Source organism: Desulfomicrobium norvegicum (assembly GCF_900114595.1).
Classification (GTDB): Bacteria; Desulfobacterota; Desulfovibrionia; order Desulfovibrionales; family Desulfomicrobiaceae; genus Desulfomicrobium; species Desulfomicrobium macestii.
Window position 1 is genome coordinate 300,934 of the sequence record NZ_FOTO01000003.1, and the last position, 17,991, is coordinate 318,924.

Annotated in this window: 16 protein-coding genes; 7 read left to right on the plus strand and 9 right to left on the minus strand. The window is 62.0% G+C overall.

Translation table 11 applies throughout. From position 1 onward, the window contains the following. Positions 1–300 precede the first annotated feature (300 nt). From tdh to BMZ24_RS07355, 4 genes are all read left to right on the plus strand, one after another. A complete protein-coding gene (tdh, locus tag BMZ24_RS07340) occupies positions 301–1,338 on the plus strand; it encodes an L-threonine 3-dehydrogenase (RefSeq protein ID WP_208599814.1) in 1,038 nt (345 codons plus the stop codon). Positions 1,339–1,506: 168 nt separating this feature from the next. Beyond that, complete coding sequence (ilvN, locus tag BMZ24_RS07345) at positions 1,507–1,986, plus strand: acetolactate synthase small subunit (RefSeq protein ID WP_092190765.1); 480 nt, start codon at positions 1,507–1,509, stop codon at positions 1,984–1,986. Next, the gene (locus BMZ24_RS07350; protein ID WP_092190767.1) at positions 1,986–2,912 is read left to right on the plus strand and encodes a phosphate acyltransferase; all 927 of its coding nucleotides are present in this window, start codon (positions 1,986–1,988) and stop codon (positions 2,910–2,912) included. The genes ilvN and BMZ24_RS07350 overlap by 1 nt, the downstream gene beginning before the upstream one ends. 210 nt (positions 2,913–3,122) lie before the next feature. Continuing rightward, positions 3,123–3,560: an Hsp20/alpha crystallin family protein gene (locus BMZ24_RS07355; RefSeq protein WP_092190769.1), complete on the plus strand. Its 438-nt coding sequence runs from the start codon at positions 3,123–3,125 to the stop codon at positions 3,558–3,560. A 62-nt stretch (positions 3,561–3,622) separates the two neighbouring features. Here the strand turns inward: BMZ24_RS07355 and BMZ24_RS07360 are convergent, their stop codons facing one another. From BMZ24_RS07360 to BMZ24_RS19660, 9 genes are all read right to left on the minus strand, one after another. Next, positions 3,623–4,444 carry a hypothetical protein gene (locus tag BMZ24_RS07360; protein WP_092190771.1) on the minus strand — a complete coding sequence of 274 codons (822 nt, stop codon included), beginning with the start codon at positions 4,442–4,444 and terminating at the stop codon, positions 3,623–3,625. Between the two features lie 161 nt (positions 4,445–4,605). Beyond that, on the minus strand, positions 4,606–5,760 hold the full coding sequence (gene pstA / locus BMZ24_RS07365; protein WP_092190910.1) for a phosphate ABC transporter permease PstA: 1,155 nt from the start codon (positions 5,758–5,760) through the stop codon (positions 4,606–4,608). A 15-nt stretch (positions 5,761–5,775) separates the two neighbouring features. Continuing rightward, positions 5,776–7,005 (minus strand): phosphate ABC transporter permease subunit PstC, encoded by a 1,230-nt coding sequence (pstC, locus tag BMZ24_RS07370; protein WP_092190773.1) that lies wholly within the window; start codon positions 7,003–7,005, stop codon positions 5,776–5,778. Between the two features lie 85 nt (positions 7,006–7,090). Further along, positions 7,091–8,107, minus strand: a complete 1,017-nt coding sequence (locus tag BMZ24_RS07375; protein ID WP_092190775.1) for a PstS family phosphate ABC transporter substrate-binding protein — start codon at positions 8,105–8,107, stop codon at positions 7,091–7,093. 279 nt (positions 8,108–8,386) lie between these two features. Continuing rightward, entirely contained in the window at positions 8,387–9,436 is a 1,050-nt protein-coding gene (locus BMZ24_RS07380) for a sulfite exporter TauE/SafE family protein (protein WP_092190777.1), read from the minus strand. A 26-nt stretch (positions 9,437–9,462) separates the two neighbouring features. Then, a complete protein-coding gene (locus tag BMZ24_RS07385; RefSeq protein WP_092190779.1) occupies positions 9,463–9,759 on the minus strand; it encodes a hypothetical protein in 297 nt (98 codons plus the stop codon). A gap of 55 nt (positions 9,760–9,814) precedes the next feature. Then, on the minus strand, positions 9,815–12,025 hold the full coding sequence (locus tag BMZ24_RS07390) for a SulP family inorganic anion transporter (RefSeq protein ID WP_092190781.1): 2,211 nt from the start codon (positions 12,023–12,025) through the stop codon (positions 9,815–9,817). A gap of 91 nt (positions 12,026–12,116) precedes the next feature. After that, positions 12,117–12,644 (minus strand): hypothetical protein, encoded by a 528-nt coding sequence (locus BMZ24_RS07395; RefSeq protein ID WP_092190783.1) that lies wholly within the window; start codon positions 12,642–12,644, stop codon positions 12,117–12,119. Positions 12,645–12,674: 30 nt separating this feature from the next. Continuing rightward, the gene (locus tag BMZ24_RS19660) at positions 12,675–12,851 is read right to left on the minus strand and encodes a hypothetical protein (RefSeq protein ID WP_153304605.1); all 177 of its coding nucleotides are present in this window, start codon (positions 12,849–12,851) and stop codon (positions 12,675–12,677) included. 257 nt (positions 12,852–13,108) lie between these two features. Here BMZ24_RS19660 and BMZ24_RS07400 point away from each other — a divergent pair, with 257 nt between their 5' ends. The 3 genes from BMZ24_RS07400 to BMZ24_RS07410 are packed head-to-tail and all read left to right on the plus strand — an operon-like array spanning position 13,109 to position 17,984. Next, on the plus strand, positions 13,109–15,139 hold the full coding sequence (locus tag BMZ24_RS07400) for a S16 family serine protease (RefSeq protein WP_161949074.1): 2,031 nt from the start codon (positions 13,109–13,111) through the stop codon (positions 15,137–15,139). Beyond that, complete coding sequence (locus tag BMZ24_RS07405; RefSeq protein WP_092190785.1) at positions 15,127–16,593, plus strand: sensor histidine kinase; 1,467 nt, start codon at positions 15,127–15,129, stop codon at positions 16,591–16,593. Before BMZ24_RS07400 ends, BMZ24_RS07405 begins: the two co-directional genes overlap by 13 nt. Continuing rightward, positions 16,590–17,984, plus strand: a complete 1,395-nt coding sequence (locus BMZ24_RS07410; RefSeq protein WP_092190787.1) for a sigma-54-dependent transcriptional regulator — start codon at positions 16,590–16,592, stop codon at positions 17,982–17,984. Before BMZ24_RS07405 ends, BMZ24_RS07410 begins: the two co-directional genes overlap by 4 nt. The last annotated feature ends 7 nt before the right edge of the window (positions 17,985–17,991 follow it).

Genomic DNA, 17,991 nt, shown 5'->3' on the forward strand with positions numbered 1-17,991 from the left:
TCGTAGAGTTGCATTGTCGCTGCTGCCGAACGAAGGCTTTTACTTCGAGTGATGGGCGACAACGCAACAAACGATGCCTGGCTCAGTCAGACAGTCGACGCCCCACCGTCCCGCCAACCCGCAAAGCCTTGAGCGCTGACCGAAAAGGCATGAAAGCATGGTTGCCTGTTAATGAAGCAGTAGGGGCATTTCCGGCGTCACGAGGGCGTTGCCCCGGCGTCATTCCCGCGCAGGCGGGAATCCATCTTCAAGATTTGTAAAACATTGCGCATAAAATTCAGAACATACGAGGATTATAAAATGGAAAAAATGAAAGCGCTGGTAAAGGCCAAGGCCGAAGTCGGGATCTGGATGGAAGAGATCCCCGTACCCGAGGTCGGCCATAACGATATCCTGATAAAAGTCGGCAAGACCGCCATCTGCGGCACCGACATCCATATCTACAACTGGGACGCCTGGGCGGCCAAGACCATCCCCGTGCCCATGGCCGTCGGGCATGAGTTCGTGGGGCGCATCGTGGCCATGGGCTCCGAGGTGCGCGGGCTCAAAGTCGGTGACCGCGTTTCCGCCGAAGGGCACATCACCTGCGGCCACTGCCGCAACTGCAAGGCGGGCAAGCGCCATCTGTGCCGCAACGCCATCGGCGTGGGCGTCAACCGTCCGGGTTGCTTCGCCGAGTACGTCTGCGTTCCGGCCGTCAACGCCTTCAAGGTCCCCGACACCATCTCCGGGGACGTGGCCGCCATGCTCGACCCGCTCGGCAACGCCACGCACACCGCCCTGTCCTTCGATCTGGTCGGCGAGGACGTGCTCATCACCGGGGCCGGACCCATCGGCATCATGGCCGCGGGGATAGCCCGGTTCTGCGGAGCTCGCCACGTGGTCATCACCGACGTCAACGACTACCGCCTGGACCTGGCCCGCAAGATGGGCGTCAGCCGCGCCGTCAACGTCGGCAGCGAGTCCCTGGCCGAGACCATGGCCGACCTGCACATGTCCGAAGGCTTCGACGTGGGCCTTGAGATGTCCGGAAATCCCCACGCTTTCCGTGAGATGCTCGCGCAGATGAACCACGGCGGGCACATCGCCCTGCTCGGCATCATGCCCGAGGACACGGCCATCGACTGGGGCCAGGTCGTCTTCAAGGGCCTGAAGCTCAAGGGCATCTACGGACGCGAAATGTTCGAGACCTGGTACAAGATGACAGCCATGCTGCAGAGCGGACTGGACATGTCCCCGGTCATCACCCACAACTTCGCCGCCGAGGACTTCCAGAAGGGCTTCGATGTCATGCGCTCGGGCAAGTCCGGCAAGGTCATCCTGGACTGGAACGCCTGATTTCGGGTGGCTAGGGGAAGACATGGATTCCCGCGAAGGCGGGGATCCATGTCTTTTCGTCTTTCAGCCTCCGGTCCAAGACAGTGATGCCTGTATCACCTTGCTTCGGAACCCAGGCCCTGACATACTCTTTCCGGTACCGCACCATCCCCAATCAAGGAGCCGTTCATGCGCCACACCATCTCCGCCCTGGTCCAGAACAAGCCCGGCGTCCTGGCCGCCATGGCCCAGGTCTTCCAGCGCCATGACATCAACATCCGTTCCATCTCCTGCGGGGAGACCGAGCGTGAGGACGTGTCGCGCATGATCATCTGCGTCGAGCCCGATGAAGGGAAAATCAGGGCCGTGACCGACGAAATCGAGTCCCTGGAGTTCGTCATGCGTCTGGAGGACCTTGCGGGGCAGGATCTCATGGACCGCGAGCTGGTCATGATCAAGGTGCGCATCACCAAGGACACGGTCAGCCGGATTCTGCAGATTTTCGAGGTTTTCCGGGCCAACGTCATCGACATGGGCAACGAGACCATCTCCGCCGAGCTGTCCGCGCCCCAGGGCAAGGTCGCGGGGTTGATCCGCACCCTGGCCCCGCATGGCATCCAGTCCCTGAGCCGCACCGGGCTCATCGCGCTGTCGCGAGGTGACGGCTGATGGCGGGCCCCGTATCGCCGGTTCAATCCCTGGAGCGGATGGTGGAGCTGGTCCGCTCCCGCCAAACGCCCGTGCGCGTGGTCATCGCCGCCTGCGCGGAACCCAACGCCGTTCTGGCCGGGCTTGAGGCCTCGCGGCAAGGGCTGGCCGAGCCCGTCTTTGTCGGCGATGTGGAACGCATGCGCGGCCTGCCGGAGCTGGCCCGGGAGGACTTCGACGCCTTTGAATGCCTGCACGAGCCTGACGACAAGGCGGCCCTGGCGGCCAGCCTCGATCTGCTGCACGAGGGGCGCGCCCAGTTTTTGATGAAGGGCGGGGTCAAGACCGACGTGCTGCTGCGCGCCGTGCTTGGCCGCAAGCGCGGCAGCGCCGGGTTGCTCAGCCACATCGGGGTCTTTCCGCATCCGCGCGAGGAACGCCTGCTCATCGTGACCGACGCAGGGGTGAACATCGCGCCGTCGCTGACGCGCAAGATCGACATCATCAACAACGCCGTGGCCGTGGCCAAGAAGCTGGGCATGGAGCCGCCCAGGGTGGCCGTGCTCTCGGCCACGGAAAAGGTGTCCTACAACGACATGGTTTCCAGCAAGGATGCGGACATCCTGGCCAAGCTCTGCCGCATGGGCATCTTCGGCGACGCCATTGTCGGCGGACCTTTCGCGCTCGACATCGCGGTGTCGCGGGAAAAGGCCCTGGCCAAGGGTGTGGACCATCCCGCCGCCGGCCGCGCGGACATTCTCTGCGCGCCCAACATCGTCACCGGCAATGTGCTCTACAAGGCCGTGACCAGTCTCATGGAATTGCCCATGGCCGGTATCGTCGTCGGAGCCAGCTATCCCCTGGTCGTGCCTTCGCGCGGGGACTCCGAGCGCTCCAAATTCTACGCTCTGGCCCTGGCCGCATTTCTGGCCGGGACAGAGGCGTGACAATAAGAATCTGAAATTTCGAATTCATTTCCTGCCGGGATTTGCCCAAGTGCCCTCGCAATGGCGAGGTAACGTTGGCATGTTGTCCGACGCCGTCCCCGGGGGCTTCTGCGCCCTTGACTGACCGCGACAGCGCTTTATTTTTCATACGTCCCGGAAACGTTCCGGGCCGTGAAACTCTTATAAGCTGGTCACAGAAGGAGGTTGGCCATGACACTGATGAAATGGGATCCCTGGCGGGAAATTGAGGACATGTTCGATCGGTACACCAAGGCCGTAGGATGGCCGCGCGGAGGGCAGGAGGCCCTTGCGTCGAGTGACTGGACCCCGCGGGTGGATATTGCCGAGACCGAAACGGAGTTTTTGATCAAGGCCGATATTCCCGGCGTGGAGAAGGACCATGTAAAGGTGTCGCTTGAGAACGGAGTTTTGACCATTCAGGGTGAGCGCAAGACAGAGAAGGAGGAAAAGGACAAGAAGTTCCACCGAGTGGAACGATTCACCGGAACCTTCATGCGCCGTTTCACCGTACCGGAGAATGTCGACCCGGAAGGCATCAAGGCGGTATTCAAGGACGGCATGCTGCACCTGCATCTGCCCAAGACGGCAAAGGCGACCCCCAAGGCCATCGACATTCACGTCGACTGAAAAGACCTTGGCGGACTGTTCGCCTAAGCTCACCCCAAGGACCGGCCCACGCGCCGGTCCTTTCATTTGGAGCGCAGTATCCTGCCCGCCCGTTCGAGGTGTTCGAGCAATGTTTTTTGAGCACAAGCGGCGTGCTCGGGGCGGGTGTCCAGTTCGTGCATGATGCCGAGCAGTTGCGGGTCTTGAACGTGTTTGCTCGTGATCAGGACCGGGCGAGAGGTGTCTTTCGTGCTGAAAAAATTCCAGGCCAGAGGCGTTTTCTCGTCGCGGAATGGCCAGTTCAATTTGAGCCGCAGCAGATCAGCCAGGGCTTTTTTCCCGTCTTCGGTGAGGGCGCCCGCGTCCAGGGCAAAGCCCAGGCGGCTTTCGACGGCGTCCGTCATCGCGGCCAGAAAGCGATGTTCCGGAATGATCAGGCCGTATTCATACCAGTCATTCAGCACCTCGCGCGCCATGCGCTTGATTCTGGCTTCAAGCTCGTCATAACTTGGGCAGAAGAAGTATTTGCAGGCCGCGCCGCCGTAAAAACTCAGCCCCCGCCAATCAATTCCATTGTTCCCGAGAGCCAGGGGATGCAGCAGGCAGCCCACCCGTTCGCCCTCGTCGCGGATCAAACCCACAAAGACGCAATGATGAAAATCCTCTATGGGCGCGGGAGCGTCCTCGATGCGCAAGCGCTCCTGCTCAAAGGCGAGGATGCCGTCGATGGTGCGCGGGACAGAGGCGAAGGAGTCCGTCCGCGCGCAGAGGACGGCGTGCAGCCGTTCACGGGACAGGTCCGCCATGTTGTAAAGCCCGCAGCAGCTGCCGCAGGACACGCACTTTCCGGTCTGGCAGAGATAGACAAGGCCCCGGACCCCTTTGTCTTCGGGAAGAGTCGTCATTTTTGACCTCCATGACCCGCGCTGGCTATCCCAAAGGCCTGGCCGTGGCAACGCCGCCGATTCGCCGGGGTACCTGCGACTGGTGGCTTGTCCGCGAATGCCTGCGTCAAAAAAAAGGGAAGAACCGGAGTCCTTCCCTGCGGCGTTTCGGCGGCGGAGCCTTACCATTTGCGCTCGTATTTGTTGCGCAGCAAAATGGCCAGGGCGTTCATGGACAAAAGGACGACCAGGAGGACGATGATGCCCGCGGACGTGCGCTCGGTGAAGGCGCGTATCGATTCCGATGACCACACGTAGATCTGGGCCGGGAGCACGGTGGCCGCGCTGGTCAGGCCGCGCGGCATGTCCTGGATGTAGGCGACCATGCCGATGATGAGAAGCGGCGCGGTCTCGCCGATGGCGCGGGCCAGGCCGATGATGGTCCCGGTCAGGATGCCCGGCAGGGACAGCGGCAGGATGTGGTCCCAGACCACCTGCCAGTGCGTTGCGCCAAGGGCCAGGGCTCCCTCGCGGATGGAGTCCGGGATGGCCCGGATGGCCGCGCGGGTGGAGATGATGATGACCGGAAGGGTCATGAGCGCAAGGGTCAGGCCGCCCACCAGGGCCGACGAGCGGGGCAGTCCCATGAAGTTGATGAAGATCGCCAGGCCCAGAAGGCCGAAAAGGATGGACGGGATGGCCGCCAGGTTGTTGATGTTGACCTCGACGATATGCATCAGCCGGTTGTCCGGAGCGAATTCTTCCAGGTAGATGGCGGCCATGACTCCCGCCGGGAAGCTGAAGATGAAGGTGATGCCCAAAAGATAGATCGTCCCCACGGCCGCGGACAGGATGCCCGCCATCTCCGCCAGCTTGGAGTCGCCGTTGGTGAAGAAGCCGACGTTGAAGACCTTCTTGATCGAGCCCTCGGCCACAAGTTCGTCCACCAGCTTTATTTCTTTTGGTTTCAGACGGTTGGGCTTGTTCTTGATGTATTGGTCCACCTCGGCGTTGGCCAATACCCAGACTTCGGAGGTCGTGCCCAGCAGTTGCGGATTTTCCCGCAGCTGCATGGGCAGAATGCGGGTCACGCCGCGACTGACCAGCGGGACGAGCCTTTTGTCCAGGGCGGACCGGGGGTCGTCCAGGATCGACTCGGAAAAGGTGACGTTGGCCCGGATCTCGGTCTGCATGAAGGCGGTGTACCCTTGCCGGATGATGTCCGCGAAGAAGACCACCAGAAAGATTCCGGCAACGGAAATGGCCATGTAGGAGAGGGCCTTGAACTGGCTTTCCGAGTTTTTGCGTTTGCGCAGGCTGCGCGGGTCGATGGGCATGCTCACGTGAGGCTCCTATTCGTATCTTTGGCGGAACTTTCGGATGACTGTCAGGGAGACGATGTTCAGGCACAGGGTCAGGACCAGGAGGACCAGGCCAAGGCCGAACGCGGACAGCGTCTCGGGGCTGTCAAAGGCCTGATCGCCGGTCAGGGCATCGACGATGCGCACGTTGACCGTGGTCATTCCCACCAGCGGATTCCAGGACAGATTCGGTTGCAGGCCGGCGGCCATGACCACGATCATGGTTTCCCCGACGGCGCGGGACACGGCCAAGAGACAGGCCGAGACAATGCCCGGCAGCGCGGCTGGGAGAACGACCCGCTTGATGGTTTCGGCAGGATAGGCCCCGAGCGCCAGGGACCCTTCGCGCAGGCTCTGCGGTACGGAACTGATCACGTCGTCGGACAGGGATGAGACCAGGGGGATGATCATGATGCCCATGACCAGTCCGGGGCTCAGGGCGTTGGTGTAATCGGCGCTTATGCCCACCTTGTCGGCCAGGTTCACGATCAGCGGACTGACCGTTATGGCCGCGAAAAAACCGTAAACAACGGTGGGGATGCCGGCCAGGACCTCAAGAGCGGGCTTGGCCACCCGTCTGACCGCAAGCGACGCGTACTCGGACATGCAGATGGCCGACATCAGGCCCACGGGGATGGCCACGCACATGGCGATGGCCGTGATCATGAACGTGCCCGCGAAAAGGGGCACCGATCCGAAAAGGGGCTGGATGTTGCCGGCGTCGTCGATGGTCGCCGCGTCGGGGTTCCAGGTCGTTCCGGTCAGGAAGTCCCAGAAGTTGACGATGCGAAAAAAATGAACCGCCTCGAAGACGATGGACATGACGATGCCGATGGTCGTCAGGATGGAAATGAGCGACGCCACTAGCAGAATGCGGGTGATGGTCTTTTCCAGAGCCGTACGGACCCGCAGACTCGGACGGATGGCCCTCAGCGCGATCCAGATGCCTCCTGCGCCGAGGATCAGGATCGCTGCCGCGAGCATGGTCCAGGGCACTTCGACCAGATCGAAGAGGTCGAGAATCGAGCCGATCACGCTGATCAGCACGGCGGGCATGAGCATTTTGCTGACGGCAAACCATCCGAACAGATTTTCCGATGCCTTGTATCTGGCATTGGGGTCCTGCTGGGTCCGGATTTTCCTGCGGCCGAGGAGATAGCCGAACAGCGCCAGGGGCAAAAGTCCGGCAAAAAGATATTGGGCCAGGTAGGTTGTGGTCACGAGGTTCCTCGCATGTTGTCGGGCGCGACGAAGGGCCGGGGCCGTAAGTTCACGGCTCGGCCCTTCGCGGGATTCACTTGCTAGACTATTTCTTCAGGTCGTCGAGGGTCAACTTCTTCTTGGCGAGCACGTTCTCGCGGGCCGTGGCGCGCTCTGCCTCGGGCAGCGGGATGAGGCCGATGGACTTCAGCAGGCCGTCCTTGCCGATCATCTTCTCGCTCATGAATAGTTCCACATATTCCTTCAGGCCGGGGATGGCGTCGTAGTGGGCGTTCTTGACGTAGAAGAACAGGGAGCGGGAGATGGGGTACTGGCCGGAAGCGACGGACTCGGGATTCGGGGTCACGCCGTTGATGGCCGCGCCCTGGATGGAATCGGCGTTTTCTTCCAGAAAGCTGTAGCCGAAGATGCCGAACGCGTCCTTGTCCTTGGCCAGCTTCTGCACGATCAGGTTGTCGTTCTCACCGGCGGGGACGTAGGCGTTGTCCTGACGGATCGCGTGGTAGCCCTTCTCGTAACCTTCCTTCTTGCCGAAGATCTTTTCAACGACCATTTCCTCGAAGGCGTCACGGGTGCCGGAAGAGGTGGGCGGGCCGTAGAAGACGATCTTGCGGGCGGGCAGCTGGGGGTTGATTTCGTTCCACATCTTGTAGGGGTTCGGTACGAGCTTGCCGTCGACCATGATGTCGGCGGCCACTGCGGTGGCCAGTTCTTCAAGGGAGATGCTCATGGCCTCGTTGTCTGCGTTCTGCGCGACCGCGATGCCGTCGAAGCCGATCTTGGCTTCGGTGATGTCGGTCACGCCGTTCTTGGCGGCATTCTCGAATTCACTCACCTTCATGCGGCGGGAGGAGTTGGCGATGTCGGGGGTGCCCACGCCCATTCCGGCGCCGAAAAGCTTGTGGCCTCCGCCGGAACCGGTGGACTCGACGACGGGTGCGGGGAACTTGGTGGTCGCGCCCAGCTCTTCAGCCACGTAGCTGGAGAAGGGGAAAACCGTGGATGATCCGGAAATTTTGACCTGATCGCGGGCATGGGCCATGCCCGTGCCGACCAGCAGCAGGGCCAGGGCGAAGATTGCTTTGTTCAGAAAACGGTTCATGAGGATGCCTCCTTGGCTATGTTTCAAATTCAGGGTTGCGTTGTTGCGCTGGGGGTCTTTCTAGAGGGGGTTTGTTACAGGATGTTGAGGCGATTGTGACAGGATCGTGACAAATTGTTTGGCCTGCGGGCGTCCCGGTTTTAAAGAAAAGCCCGTTGGTTCCGATCCCGCCTCCTCTTTTATGTGCTGCCGGGCATCCCTGGATCAGCGCGAAACGACGAAACCCCGCAGCGCGGGGTTTCGTCGTTTCGGAATCTGTTTTGAGAGCCGGAGTCGGTGTTATACGGCTTCCGCCAGCTGTGCTCTGCGGCCAATCCACATGCTGCCGAGAATGATGCCGGAGCCGATCAGCAGGGCCATGCACATTGAGGCGAAGCTGACCTTGTTCAGAAGGTTCAGCGTGTCCGGTCCCATGTTCATGACTCCCAGCTTTACGAGATACGTGGGCAAGGCCAGGCCTCGGCTGACCGCGACGATGAGCATGATGGTGGCCATGACCATCTTGATCATGTGCGGACGGACGTACGTGGTGCCGATGGCGCCGAGCTGAACGCCCAGCAGCGAGCCGCCGAGGATGATGAGCACGAGACGGATGTCGACCATGCCGTGCATGGCCCAGTTGATGGAGCCGCCAAGGCCCATGGCGAAGGCGATGACGAGTTCCGTGGCAGAGGCCATGAGGCCGGGCACGCCGATGACGTAGATCATTCCGGGTACGCCCACGAATCCGCCGACGGCGATGGTCGCGGCCAGCATGCCGGTGGCGAAGCCCACGGGCAGGGTGAACCACAGGGAAATGCGCAGGCCCGAACGCGGGAAATTGATCATGGGCCACAGCTCGATCTTTTGCAGGCGAGTGGCCAGAGCCGTGGTTTCTTCCACGCCGCCGCAGCGGGCGCACTTGACGGCGTCCTTCATGACGTAGCCGCCGACAAAAACGAGAACAAAGACGAACGAGAGGCTGACATAGAGATCGGAACCGGCCTGCCCCCACATGTCAAGGATGATGCGCTGGATGTGGATGCCGATCTGGACGCCGATGCCGGCCGAGGCGGCCATGATCAGGCCCATTTTCACGTCGACCTGTCCGTATCGGAAGCGCTTGATCGCTCCGACCAGAGCCTTGGGGAACTTGTGGCACATGTTGCTGGCCACCGCCACCGTGCCGGGTACGCCGAGGCTCATCATGCCGGGAGTGAGCACGAAGGCTCCTCCGGAACCGATGAAACCGCTGACCAGGCCGCCGATGAATCCGACCAGGAACAGGAAGATGATTGCCATTGTGCTGAGATCGATGAATTTGGTGGGGTCAAGACTCAAGATATCCATTGTGGTGTCTCCTGCAATGCGTTGGTTCAGGCGTTGAGAACAGGGCGCTGGGCCGGGCGCTTGGTGGCTTCGACGGTCTTTCTGGCATCCTTGCGTATGGCGGAAATGCCGAGGACGGACCACAGGTTGCTCGCGAACTCGCCGTGCAGGTACGAAACGGCAAAAACCGTGGCAATGGGACCCGCGGCCCAGAAGGAGCCCTGGGCGAAGTGCGCGGCGATGTTGTCTCCGTAGGTGAAGAAGCCAGTGTAGAAGGCTGCGGTGAGCGCGCCGAAGAGGATGGTCCGTCCGATGGGTTTTTTGTCCGATTGAGGTGTGGCCATTGTATTCTCCATGTTGTTGTTTACCGCTTGCAGCGGGTGTGTTGTGAGGGGAATCCTACGGTCGTCCATTCCGGGAAGCTCCTGCCGCGGCATATGCGTGGGCACGTGGCTGCCGCGCTGACGGCCGCGAGGGGAGTTGACAGGCCGTGGTCAGGGGGCACCGGGCTTCATCGCTGCCGCAATGAGCCCCGGCGTGGACCGTGCACAGCGCCTTTTCCATGTTGGTGTAAATGTGGTCCCGGCCGATCTTGTCCAAGAGCCCGCTACGGTCCATGATGGCCATGACCGTGTCGTTGACTCCCGCCAGGGAAATATCCACTCCCCGGCTTCGGCAGCGCTCGATGACCAGGCCCAGCGCCTCTTCCCCGGAGGCATCCATGTCATTGATGCCCTTGGCCACCAGCACGATGTGCTTGAGGCGCTTCTTGGAAAGCAGACGGCTGGTGATGGCCTCGTCCAAAAAGCTGGCATTGGCGAAAAACAGGGGGCCGTTGAAGCGGACCATGTCCACGTGCGTGCACAGGTCCAGTCCGAAGCGGGTCGCGTCGCGCAGTTCCCCCTGCTCGGTTCGGGCCAGGGAGCTGACCGAGGGGCGCATGTTGCGGTACAGGAATACGCCAAGGGACAGGACCACGCCGATCATGATGCCCTTGTCCAGGTGCGGAGCGAAGGCCAGGGTGGCCAGAAAGGTGATGATGGAGATGGCGCCGTCGTATTTTGCGACCTTCCAGGAGTGCAGGAAGCCCGCGGGCTGGATGAGCCCGATGACGGCCATCATGATCACCGCGGCCAATGTGCACTGCGGCAGGTGGTGGAGCAGCGGTGTGAAAAAGAGCAGCGCCGCGAGTACAAACGCGCTGGTGAACACGCTCGAAAATCCGGTCAGGGCTCCGGCCTGCAGATTGACGGCAGAGCGGGAAAAGGATCCGGAAACGGGATAGCTTTTGCCGAAGGCGCCCAGAATGTTGGCGAGCCCCTGGCCGATGAGTTCCTGATTCGGGTCCAGGCTCTGGCCGGTTTTCGCGGCCATGGCCTTGGCGATGGAGATGGCTTCCATGAATCCGAGCAGGGCGATGATGGCGGCGTTCGGGAGAAGCCTGAGCATGACCTTAAGATCGAAATGCGGGACGCTCAGGGCGGGCAGACCGCCGGGCACCGCGCCAACCACGGTTCCGCCGCCGATCATGGTCACGGCCATGGGGTCAAGAGGCGCATTGCCGACGCCGATGCGCCATGTCCGGCCGTCGCTTGCCGTCCCCGAGGGCAGGGGGCTGCCTTCAGGATAGAATTTCATGCCGCCGTTGGCTCCGGGCACGCCCTGGAAAAGCATGCCGCGCAGCGAGGCCTTTATGTTCCTGGCCTGGTTTTTGGCGATGTCCATTTCCAGAGACAGACGGCGCAGTTCATGTTCTTCATCGACCATGGCGAAGCGTTCGTTGTGTTTTTCGGCTTCTTCCATGGCCACCGTCAGGGCCGTGCGCTTGGCGGCCAGATCGAGTTGGGCCTGCATGGCCGCATTGTAGGAGTCGATGGCTTCATTGGCCTTGGGCGCGGCCAGGGATGCGACGCCGACTGTGGTGTTGTGCTCGAAGCCGGTGCCCCAGGCGAAGATGGTGGTCAGGGCCACGGCCACCAGCACGTTGGGGACGCGCGGCGTCATGCGCTTCAGCAGATACATGAGTGCAAAGGCGAAGGTGCCGAGGGCCAATGTCGGCCAGTGCGTGTAATGCATGGCCGCCTGCGCGACATTGATGATTGTCTGGTAGTGATGCTTGGCGCTGTCCACGGACACGCCGAACATCTTGGAGAGCTGGCTGGTGGCGATGATGATGGCCGCCGCATTGGTGAAGCCGGCCACCACGGGATGGGAGAGGAAGTTGACGACCAGCCCGAGGCGTAAAACGCCGAGGGACAGCTGGAAGATGCCCACGGCCAGGGCCAGAAGCACGGCGTAGGCGATGTAGCTTTCGCTGCCCGCCGTGGCCAGGGGTTCGAGACTGGCGGCGGTCATGAGCGAGACCACGGCCACCGGTCCCGTGGAGAGCTGACGGCTGGAGCCGAACAACGCGGCGACGAGGGGCGGCAGGAAGGAAGCGTAGAGTCCGTAGTACGGAGGCAGCCCGGCGAGTTGGGCGTAGGCCATGCTCTGCGGAATGAGCACCAGGGCCACGGTCAGGCCGGCCATGAAGTCCATTTTGAGATTTTCGGTGGAATACGTTTTGATCCAGCCGAAAAATGGAACCATTCTCAGTACAAGGGTGCCCATTTTGCCTCCTTCGCCGTCAAGGTGCGGTCCCTGGCGGAAGTGCTCCGGATTTGCGTGGGAGCGGGAATGAGATCGCAGGTGTGAGTCCGCATCACTTTACCGTGAACAGGGCCAGACCGGTCTGGCCGACGACCTGTTCGCCTTCCTCGGGTTCGCTCAGGATGAACTCGATTCTGCCGCAGGCGCGCACGAGTTCGCTGACAGCCTCTTCGATGCCGCCGAATCTGACTTCGTGAGCGACGTGCAGGTTCATCCGCGTCGCGCTTTCGGACCAGGAGGAGGCTGCCTGAGAAGACATTTGCGTAAAGGAATCCCGCCATTTCTGGTCGGCGCTACGCATGCCGATACTCAGGAGCAAAAGGTCGCTCCCCATCCTTTCGGCCACGCTCAAGGCGTATTCCCGTAGGCGAGGGGAAAAGGAGCAGCCATGTCCGATGACCAGGATGCGTCTGCGCCCGGTCGCGGACGGGGTGACCACATCGGCGGCGAGCATCTGCTCTCCGGCCTCGGCCAAGGCGACCGCCTCGCTGTAATCAGCCAGGCGGTCCTGAACGGACCGGGCCCTGCGCAGTGACGGGGCGCCTGTCTGCACCGAATTTCGTAACCAATTGCGCGGCATGTGTTTGCTCCTGATCGTTGCTGTGATGGCCTAGCGTGCCTGCAAGGTCGTGCGGGGGCGTTTTTCGGCGCTCTTGACCGCTTTGGCCCGAGCCTTGGGCTGCGGCCCGTCTGATTTGAGCAGGAGTTTGGCGTCTTCGCTCAGGTTGCGTTCTGCAAAAGCTGTGGCCGCGTAGTTCGTTTCGATGGTTTCACGGATGGTGCTCATTTTGCTAACCTCGTGTTAAATGTGTTGCGACAGCCTAAACAAGGCTCGTGCCATGTTTGATTTTTTTATATCCATTCTGAATTATTGATTTTAATTTGAAGTGGATGAGGGGTTGGATTTCGTGCAGTGTTGCATATTGCAGCGCCTGATCGTGAAAACCATAACAAGGTCCAGTTGCCGGGGTTGATGCAGTTTGCAGCGCTGTTGCAATCTGCAACAAAGAGCTGAAATGAAGCGGACTGGGCGCAGGGGATGGGATGATGTTTTTTCGCAAACAGGAACTTGAAGCTCCGGTACCACCGGCGGACCCGACGGGATTACGGGAGAAATGTCGCCAGGCGGAGCTGCCCGAGGCCGTGGGCATCGCCGTCGAATCCGAAATCAGCCGCATGGAGAAGACCGATGCGGCGGTGGCGGAATATTCCATCGGGCTCAATTACGTGGAGACCCTTCTTTCGTTGCCGTGGAACGCCGTGACCCAGGACAATCTGGATCTGGGGCAGGCCGCGGAAGTCTTCGACGGAAGTCATGCGGGTCTGGGGCAGGTCCGGGAGCGTGTGCTTGAGCATCTGGCGTCGAGAGTGCTGCATTCCAAGCGGCAGGCCTCGCTGCTCATCGTCGACGACGAGCCCATTGCCCGCTCCAACCTTCGCCATGTGCTGGCGCGGGAAGGCTACGCGGTGGAGGTCGCGGCCAACGGCGAAGAGGCCATGGCCCTTCTTGCCCGTCAGGAATTCGATTGCATCGTCACGGATCTGAAGATGGACCGCATGGACGGCATGCAGCTCCTTGAAGCGGCCAGGGCCGTGGCTCCGGAGACGAAATTCATTCTGGTCACGGGATACGCCACGGTGGACACCGCTGTGCAGGCCTTAAAGACCGGGGCCGTGCATTATCTTTCAAAACCCATAGATCTGGGTGAATTGCGGGAGGCGGTGCGTTCGGCGCTGCTCTCTCGCACGCACCGCTACTCCAATCGTTCTCCGATCCTGTGCTTTGTCGGGCCTCCGGGCGTGGGCAAGACCTCGGTTGGCAAGGCCATCGCCGAAGCCCTCGGACGGCGCTTCTATCGTATGTCCCTGGCCGATCTGCGCGACGAGGCCGAGCTGCGCGGCCATCGTCGGACCTACGTCGGAGCCATGCCCGGTCGGATCATCCAGGCTTTGAGGAGCGTGGGCGTGCGCAACCCGGTCTTCATGCTCGATGAGATGGACAAGATTGGCCAGGACGTGAAAGGCGATCCGGCCATGGCCATGCTCGAAATCCTGGATCCGGAACAGAACGCGCGCTACGTGGACCGTTATCTGGAGATGCCCTTTGACCTGTCCGAGGTGCTCTTCATCGCCACGGCCAACGGGGTCGAGCGGCTGGCCGGGCCGCTTCTGGACCGGCTGGAGGTGGTGCAGTTCTCGGGATACTCCGAGGGCGAAAAGCTCGACATCGCGACCCGCTTTCTGTTGCCGCGCCAGCTGCGTGGGCATGGGCTGACCAGCCCGTATCCCACGATTCTCCCCGAGGCCCTGGTGCGCATCATCCGCGAGTACACCAACGAATCCGGAGTGCGGGGCCTTGAGCGCGAGATCGCGCGGATGTGCCGCAAGCTGGCCCGGTTGCGTCTGGACGGAGGTGCCGAGGCCGTGGCCGCGCCCGTGGGAAGCGAGGGCGCGGCGGTCCTGCTCGGGCCGGCGCGGTTTCGCCATGACGACGCCAAGGCCGGAGGTTTGGTCGGCACCGCCACGGGCCTGGTCTGGTCGGAAACGGGTGGTGAGATCATCTTTGTCGAGGCCACGCGCATGAGGGGTCCGGGCCAGCTCATCCTGACCGGCTCCCTCGGCGGCGTGCTCAAGGAGTCGGCCCAGATCGCGCTCAGTTTCATCCGCAGCAACGCGGGGACGCTTGGCGTTGAGCTGGATTTTTTCGAGGGGCACGACATCCACATCCACATCCCGGCAGGGGGCATCGCCAAGGATGGCCCTTCCGCCGGACTGACCATCGCCGTGGCCCTGGTCTCCCTTTTGACGGGCCGTCCGGCACGCTCGGACGTCGCCCTTTCCGGAGAGCTGTCCCTGGTTGGCCGGGTGCTGCCCGTCAGCGGGGTGCGCGAGAAGATTCTGGCCGCCTTGCGCGGTCGGGCGGCCATGGTCGTGCTCCCCGTGGCCAACGCGGCCGATGTCGAGGCCCTGCGCGAAAGTGTCGCGGACCTGCCGCCGGTGGTGCTGGTGGAACGGGTCGAGCAGGCCCTGGCGGTGGTCCTGGGCAGTCAGGAGGGCGCGCCATGTACGGAATGATCACGCGATTTGCCAGCGGCAAAATCCGGCGTATCGTCCTATTCGGCATGATTCTGTCCGTGCTGGGATTTTCGGTGCTCGGAGCCATCTCCTACCGTTACCTGCTGCAGATCGAAGACGCTCTGGCCCTGGCCGAGGTCGTGGACGATCTGAGCAGCGAGATTCTGGAAATCCGTCGTTATGAGAAGAACTATCTGCTTTACGCGCTGGAAGAGGATTACCTTGAGACCCTGCGCTACTGCGACAAGGCCTTGTCCATCATCGAACGCATCGAGCCCCGGGAAGGCGGCTTGATCGGAGCCGACCTGAAGGGACGGGTGACCCTGGCCCAGCTTCGGGATGACCTGCGCCGTTACAAGGAGTTGTTTACGAGCATCGGCACACAGCCGGGGAGCAACAACGATGAGAACGATCCCCTGGGCGTCGAACTGCGCGACCAGGGCAAGGATCTGGTCGATGTGGTGCGGCAGTTCGTGCTCTACCAGCGCGAACGCATCCTGGACATTGTCGGGACCCTGAAACATCAGCTGGCCTTGGCCATTGGAGCCTTCACGGGCGTGGCCATATTTTTTTCCTGGCTGGTCGGGAGAAGGATTTTCGGCGCGCTTGGCATCATCGAGCACTCCACGCGCCAGATTGTGCAGGGCAATTTCAAGCCCCTGCCCCTGCCGGACACCAGCGACGAAACGCGGGGCGTGGTGGAGGCCTTCAACCACATGATCGAGGAACTCGAACGCAGGCAGAACCAGCTCCTGCAGGAAAAGAAGCTGGCCTCGCTCGGCGTCCTGACCTCGGGCATCGCCCATCAGCTCAACAATCCGCTCAACAACATCTCCACCTCCTGCCAGATCCTGCAGGAAGACCTGGAGGCGGCCCTGCCCGTCGATCCGGCGCTGACCAGGCAGATGCTCGACAATATCTATCAGGAAGTCAGCCGTTCGCGCGACATCGTCAAGGGGCTCCTTGAGTTCGCCCGGGAAACGGAATTCTGCCTCAAGCCCGTGCCGCTGCATGCGGTCGTGCAGCGGGCTGTGACACTGGTTTCAAGCGAAGTGCCGTCGGGGGTGCGCATTCTGACCGAAATTCCGGATCATATTAAGCTTCCCCTCGACAGCCAGCGCTTTCAGGAGGTGCTTTTGAACCTGATGATAAACGCCATCCACGCCATAAGCCCTCCCGGAGTGATCTCCCTCTCCGCAAGGTCCGACCCCGGGTCGGGGGAGGCGGTGCTGCAAGTGACCGATACCGGCGCGGGTATCTCGCCGGAACATCTGGGGCGCATCTTCGATCCCTTCTTCACGCTCAAGGACACGGGCACGGGCCTTGGCCTGTCGGTGGTGTTCGGGATCATCAAGAAACACGGGGGCACCATCAGCGTGGAGAGTCAAGTCGGAGAAGGCACCACGTTCACCTTGCACCTGCCCCTCGGCGGCAACACATCGGGGGCATCGTGAGCGCCCAGGATGTCCGCAGCCGCGTTTCCGGGCCGTCAACGCCCCCGCCGGCCAGGATTCTGGTGGTCGACGACGAGCCGATCTCGCGCGACAATCTGGCGCTGGCGCTGGCGCGGCAAGGGCATGAGACCGTGACCGCGTCCGGCGGGATCGAAGCGCTTGGCCTGTTGCAGGACTCGGACTTCGACATGGTCCTGACAGACCTGATGATGGAAGGGATGGACGGCCTGGCCCTTCTGCGGGAGGTCAAGTCCCGTCATCCCGATGTCGAGGTCGTGGTAATCACCGGCTACCCCACGGTGGATACGGCCGTGGAGGCCATGCGGGCCGGAGCGTACGACTATCTGGCCAAGCCGTACCGCATCGACGAGGCCAGGTTGCTGGTGCACAAGGCGCTGGAAAAACGCAGACTCAGGCTGGAGGTGGCGCGTTTGCGCGAACAGCTGCGCGAACGGACCCTGCCCGTTCCCATGCTCGGCGCGGCCCCGTGCATGGTCGAACTCAAGCGGACCATCGCGCAGGTCGCGCCTTCGGACGTGACGGTGCTGATCCTGGGTGAGACCGGAACGGGCAAGGAGGTGGCGGCGCGCATGGTACACCTCTTCAGCCGACGCTCCGAGGCCCGCTTTCTGGCCATCAACTGCGGCGCGTTCAACGAGGAGTTGCTCGAAAGCGAGCTTTTCGGACATGAACAGGGCGCTTTTTCCGGGGCCACCCGGCAGAAGAAGGGCCTCTTCGAGGCGGTCGAAGGCGGCACGCTTTTTCTCGATGAGGTCGGGGAGATGTCGCTGGCCATGCAGGTTAAGCTTCTGCGCGCCGTGCAGGAGCGGTGCATCCGACGGGTGGGCGGCACCGCCGACATTCCTGTGGACGTGCGCCTCGTGGCCGCGACCAACAAGGATTTGAAGACCGAGGTCGAGACGGGCCGCTTTCGCCAGGATCTGTATTTTCGCCTGAACGTGCTGGTGCTGAGCATGCCGCCGCTGGTGCAGCGGCGCGAGGATCTGCCCCTGCTGGCGCGCTATTTCGCGGAGAAGGCCAGCCGGGAGACGGATCGGCCCGCGCCGGGCATCTCCGACGAGGTCATGGATATCCTCGGCCGTTACGCCTTTCCGGGCAATGTCCGCGAGCTGCAGAACGTCATCGAGCGGGCCGTGGTCTTCTGCAACGGTGACGAGATCCGTCCGGCGCATCTCTCGCCGGAGCTGCGCGAAGTTTCGCTGCATGTCAGCCGGGCGGGAGACAGGCAGCCCATGACCCTGGAAGAGTGCGAGCGGGAGCAGATCCGATGGACCTTGGAGCATGCGGCGGACAATCGCACCCTTGCCGCCAAGCTGCTGGGCATCGATCGGGCCTCCCTGTGGCGCAAGATCAAACGTCACGGCTTGTAGGCCGGAG

What these genes read in the sequence shown, in the direction of transcription:
- tdh (WP_208599814.1), top strand. Translation starts at nt 301, where the DNA reads ATGGAAAAAATGAAAGCGCTGGTAAAGGCCAAGGCCGAAGTCGGGATC.
- ilvN (WP_092190765.1), top strand. Translation starts at nt 1,507, where the DNA reads ATGCGCCACACCATCTCCGCCCTGGTCCAGAACAAGCCCGGCGTCCTG.
- BMZ24_RS07350 (WP_092190767.1), top strand. Translation starts at nt 1,986, where the DNA reads ATGGCGGGCCCCGTATCGCCGGTTCAATCCCTGGAGCGGATGGTGGAG.
- BMZ24_RS07355 (WP_092190769.1), top strand. Translation starts at nt 3,123, where the DNA reads ATGACACTGATGAAATGGGATCCCTGGCGGGAAATTGAGGACATGTTC.
- BMZ24_RS07360 (WP_092190771.1), bottom strand. Translation starts at nt 4,444, where the DNA reads ATGACGACTCTTCCCGAAGACAAAGGGGTCCGGGGCCTTGTCTATCTC.
- pstA (WP_092190910.1), bottom strand. Translation starts at nt 5,760, where the DNA reads ATGCCCATCGACCCGCGCAGCCTGCGCAAACGCAAAAACTCGGAAAGC.
- BMZ24_RS07375 (WP_092190775.1), bottom strand. Translation starts at nt 8,107, where the DNA reads ATGAACCGTTTTCTGAACAAAGCAATCTTCGCCCTGGCCCTGCTGCTG.
- BMZ24_RS07380 (WP_092190777.1), bottom strand. Translation starts at nt 9,436, where the DNA reads ATGGATATCTTGAGTCTTGACCCCACCAAATTCATCGATCTCAGCACA.
- BMZ24_RS07385 (WP_092190779.1), bottom strand. Translation starts at nt 9,759, where the DNA reads ATGGCCACACCTCAATCGGACAAAAAACCCATCGGACGGACCATCCTC.
- BMZ24_RS07390 (WP_092190781.1), bottom strand. Translation starts at nt 12,025, where the DNA reads ATGGGCACCCTTGTACTGAGAATGGTTCCATTTTTCGGCTGGATCAAA.
- BMZ24_RS07395 (WP_092190783.1), bottom strand. Translation starts at nt 12,644, where the DNA reads ATGCCGCGCAATTGGTTACGAAATTCGGTGCAGACAGGCGCCCCGTCA.
- BMZ24_RS19660 (WP_153304605.1), bottom strand. Translation starts at nt 12,851, where the DNA reads ATGAGCACCATCCGTGAAACCATCGAAACGAACTACGCGGCCACAGCT.
- BMZ24_RS07400 (WP_161949074.1), top strand. Translation starts at nt 13,109, where the DNA reads ATGATGTTTTTTCGCAAACAGGAACTTGAAGCTCCGGTACCACCGGCG.
- BMZ24_RS07405 (WP_092190785.1), top strand. Translation starts at nt 15,127, where the DNA reads ATGTACGGAATGATCACGCGATTTGCCAGCGGCAAAATCCGGCGTATC.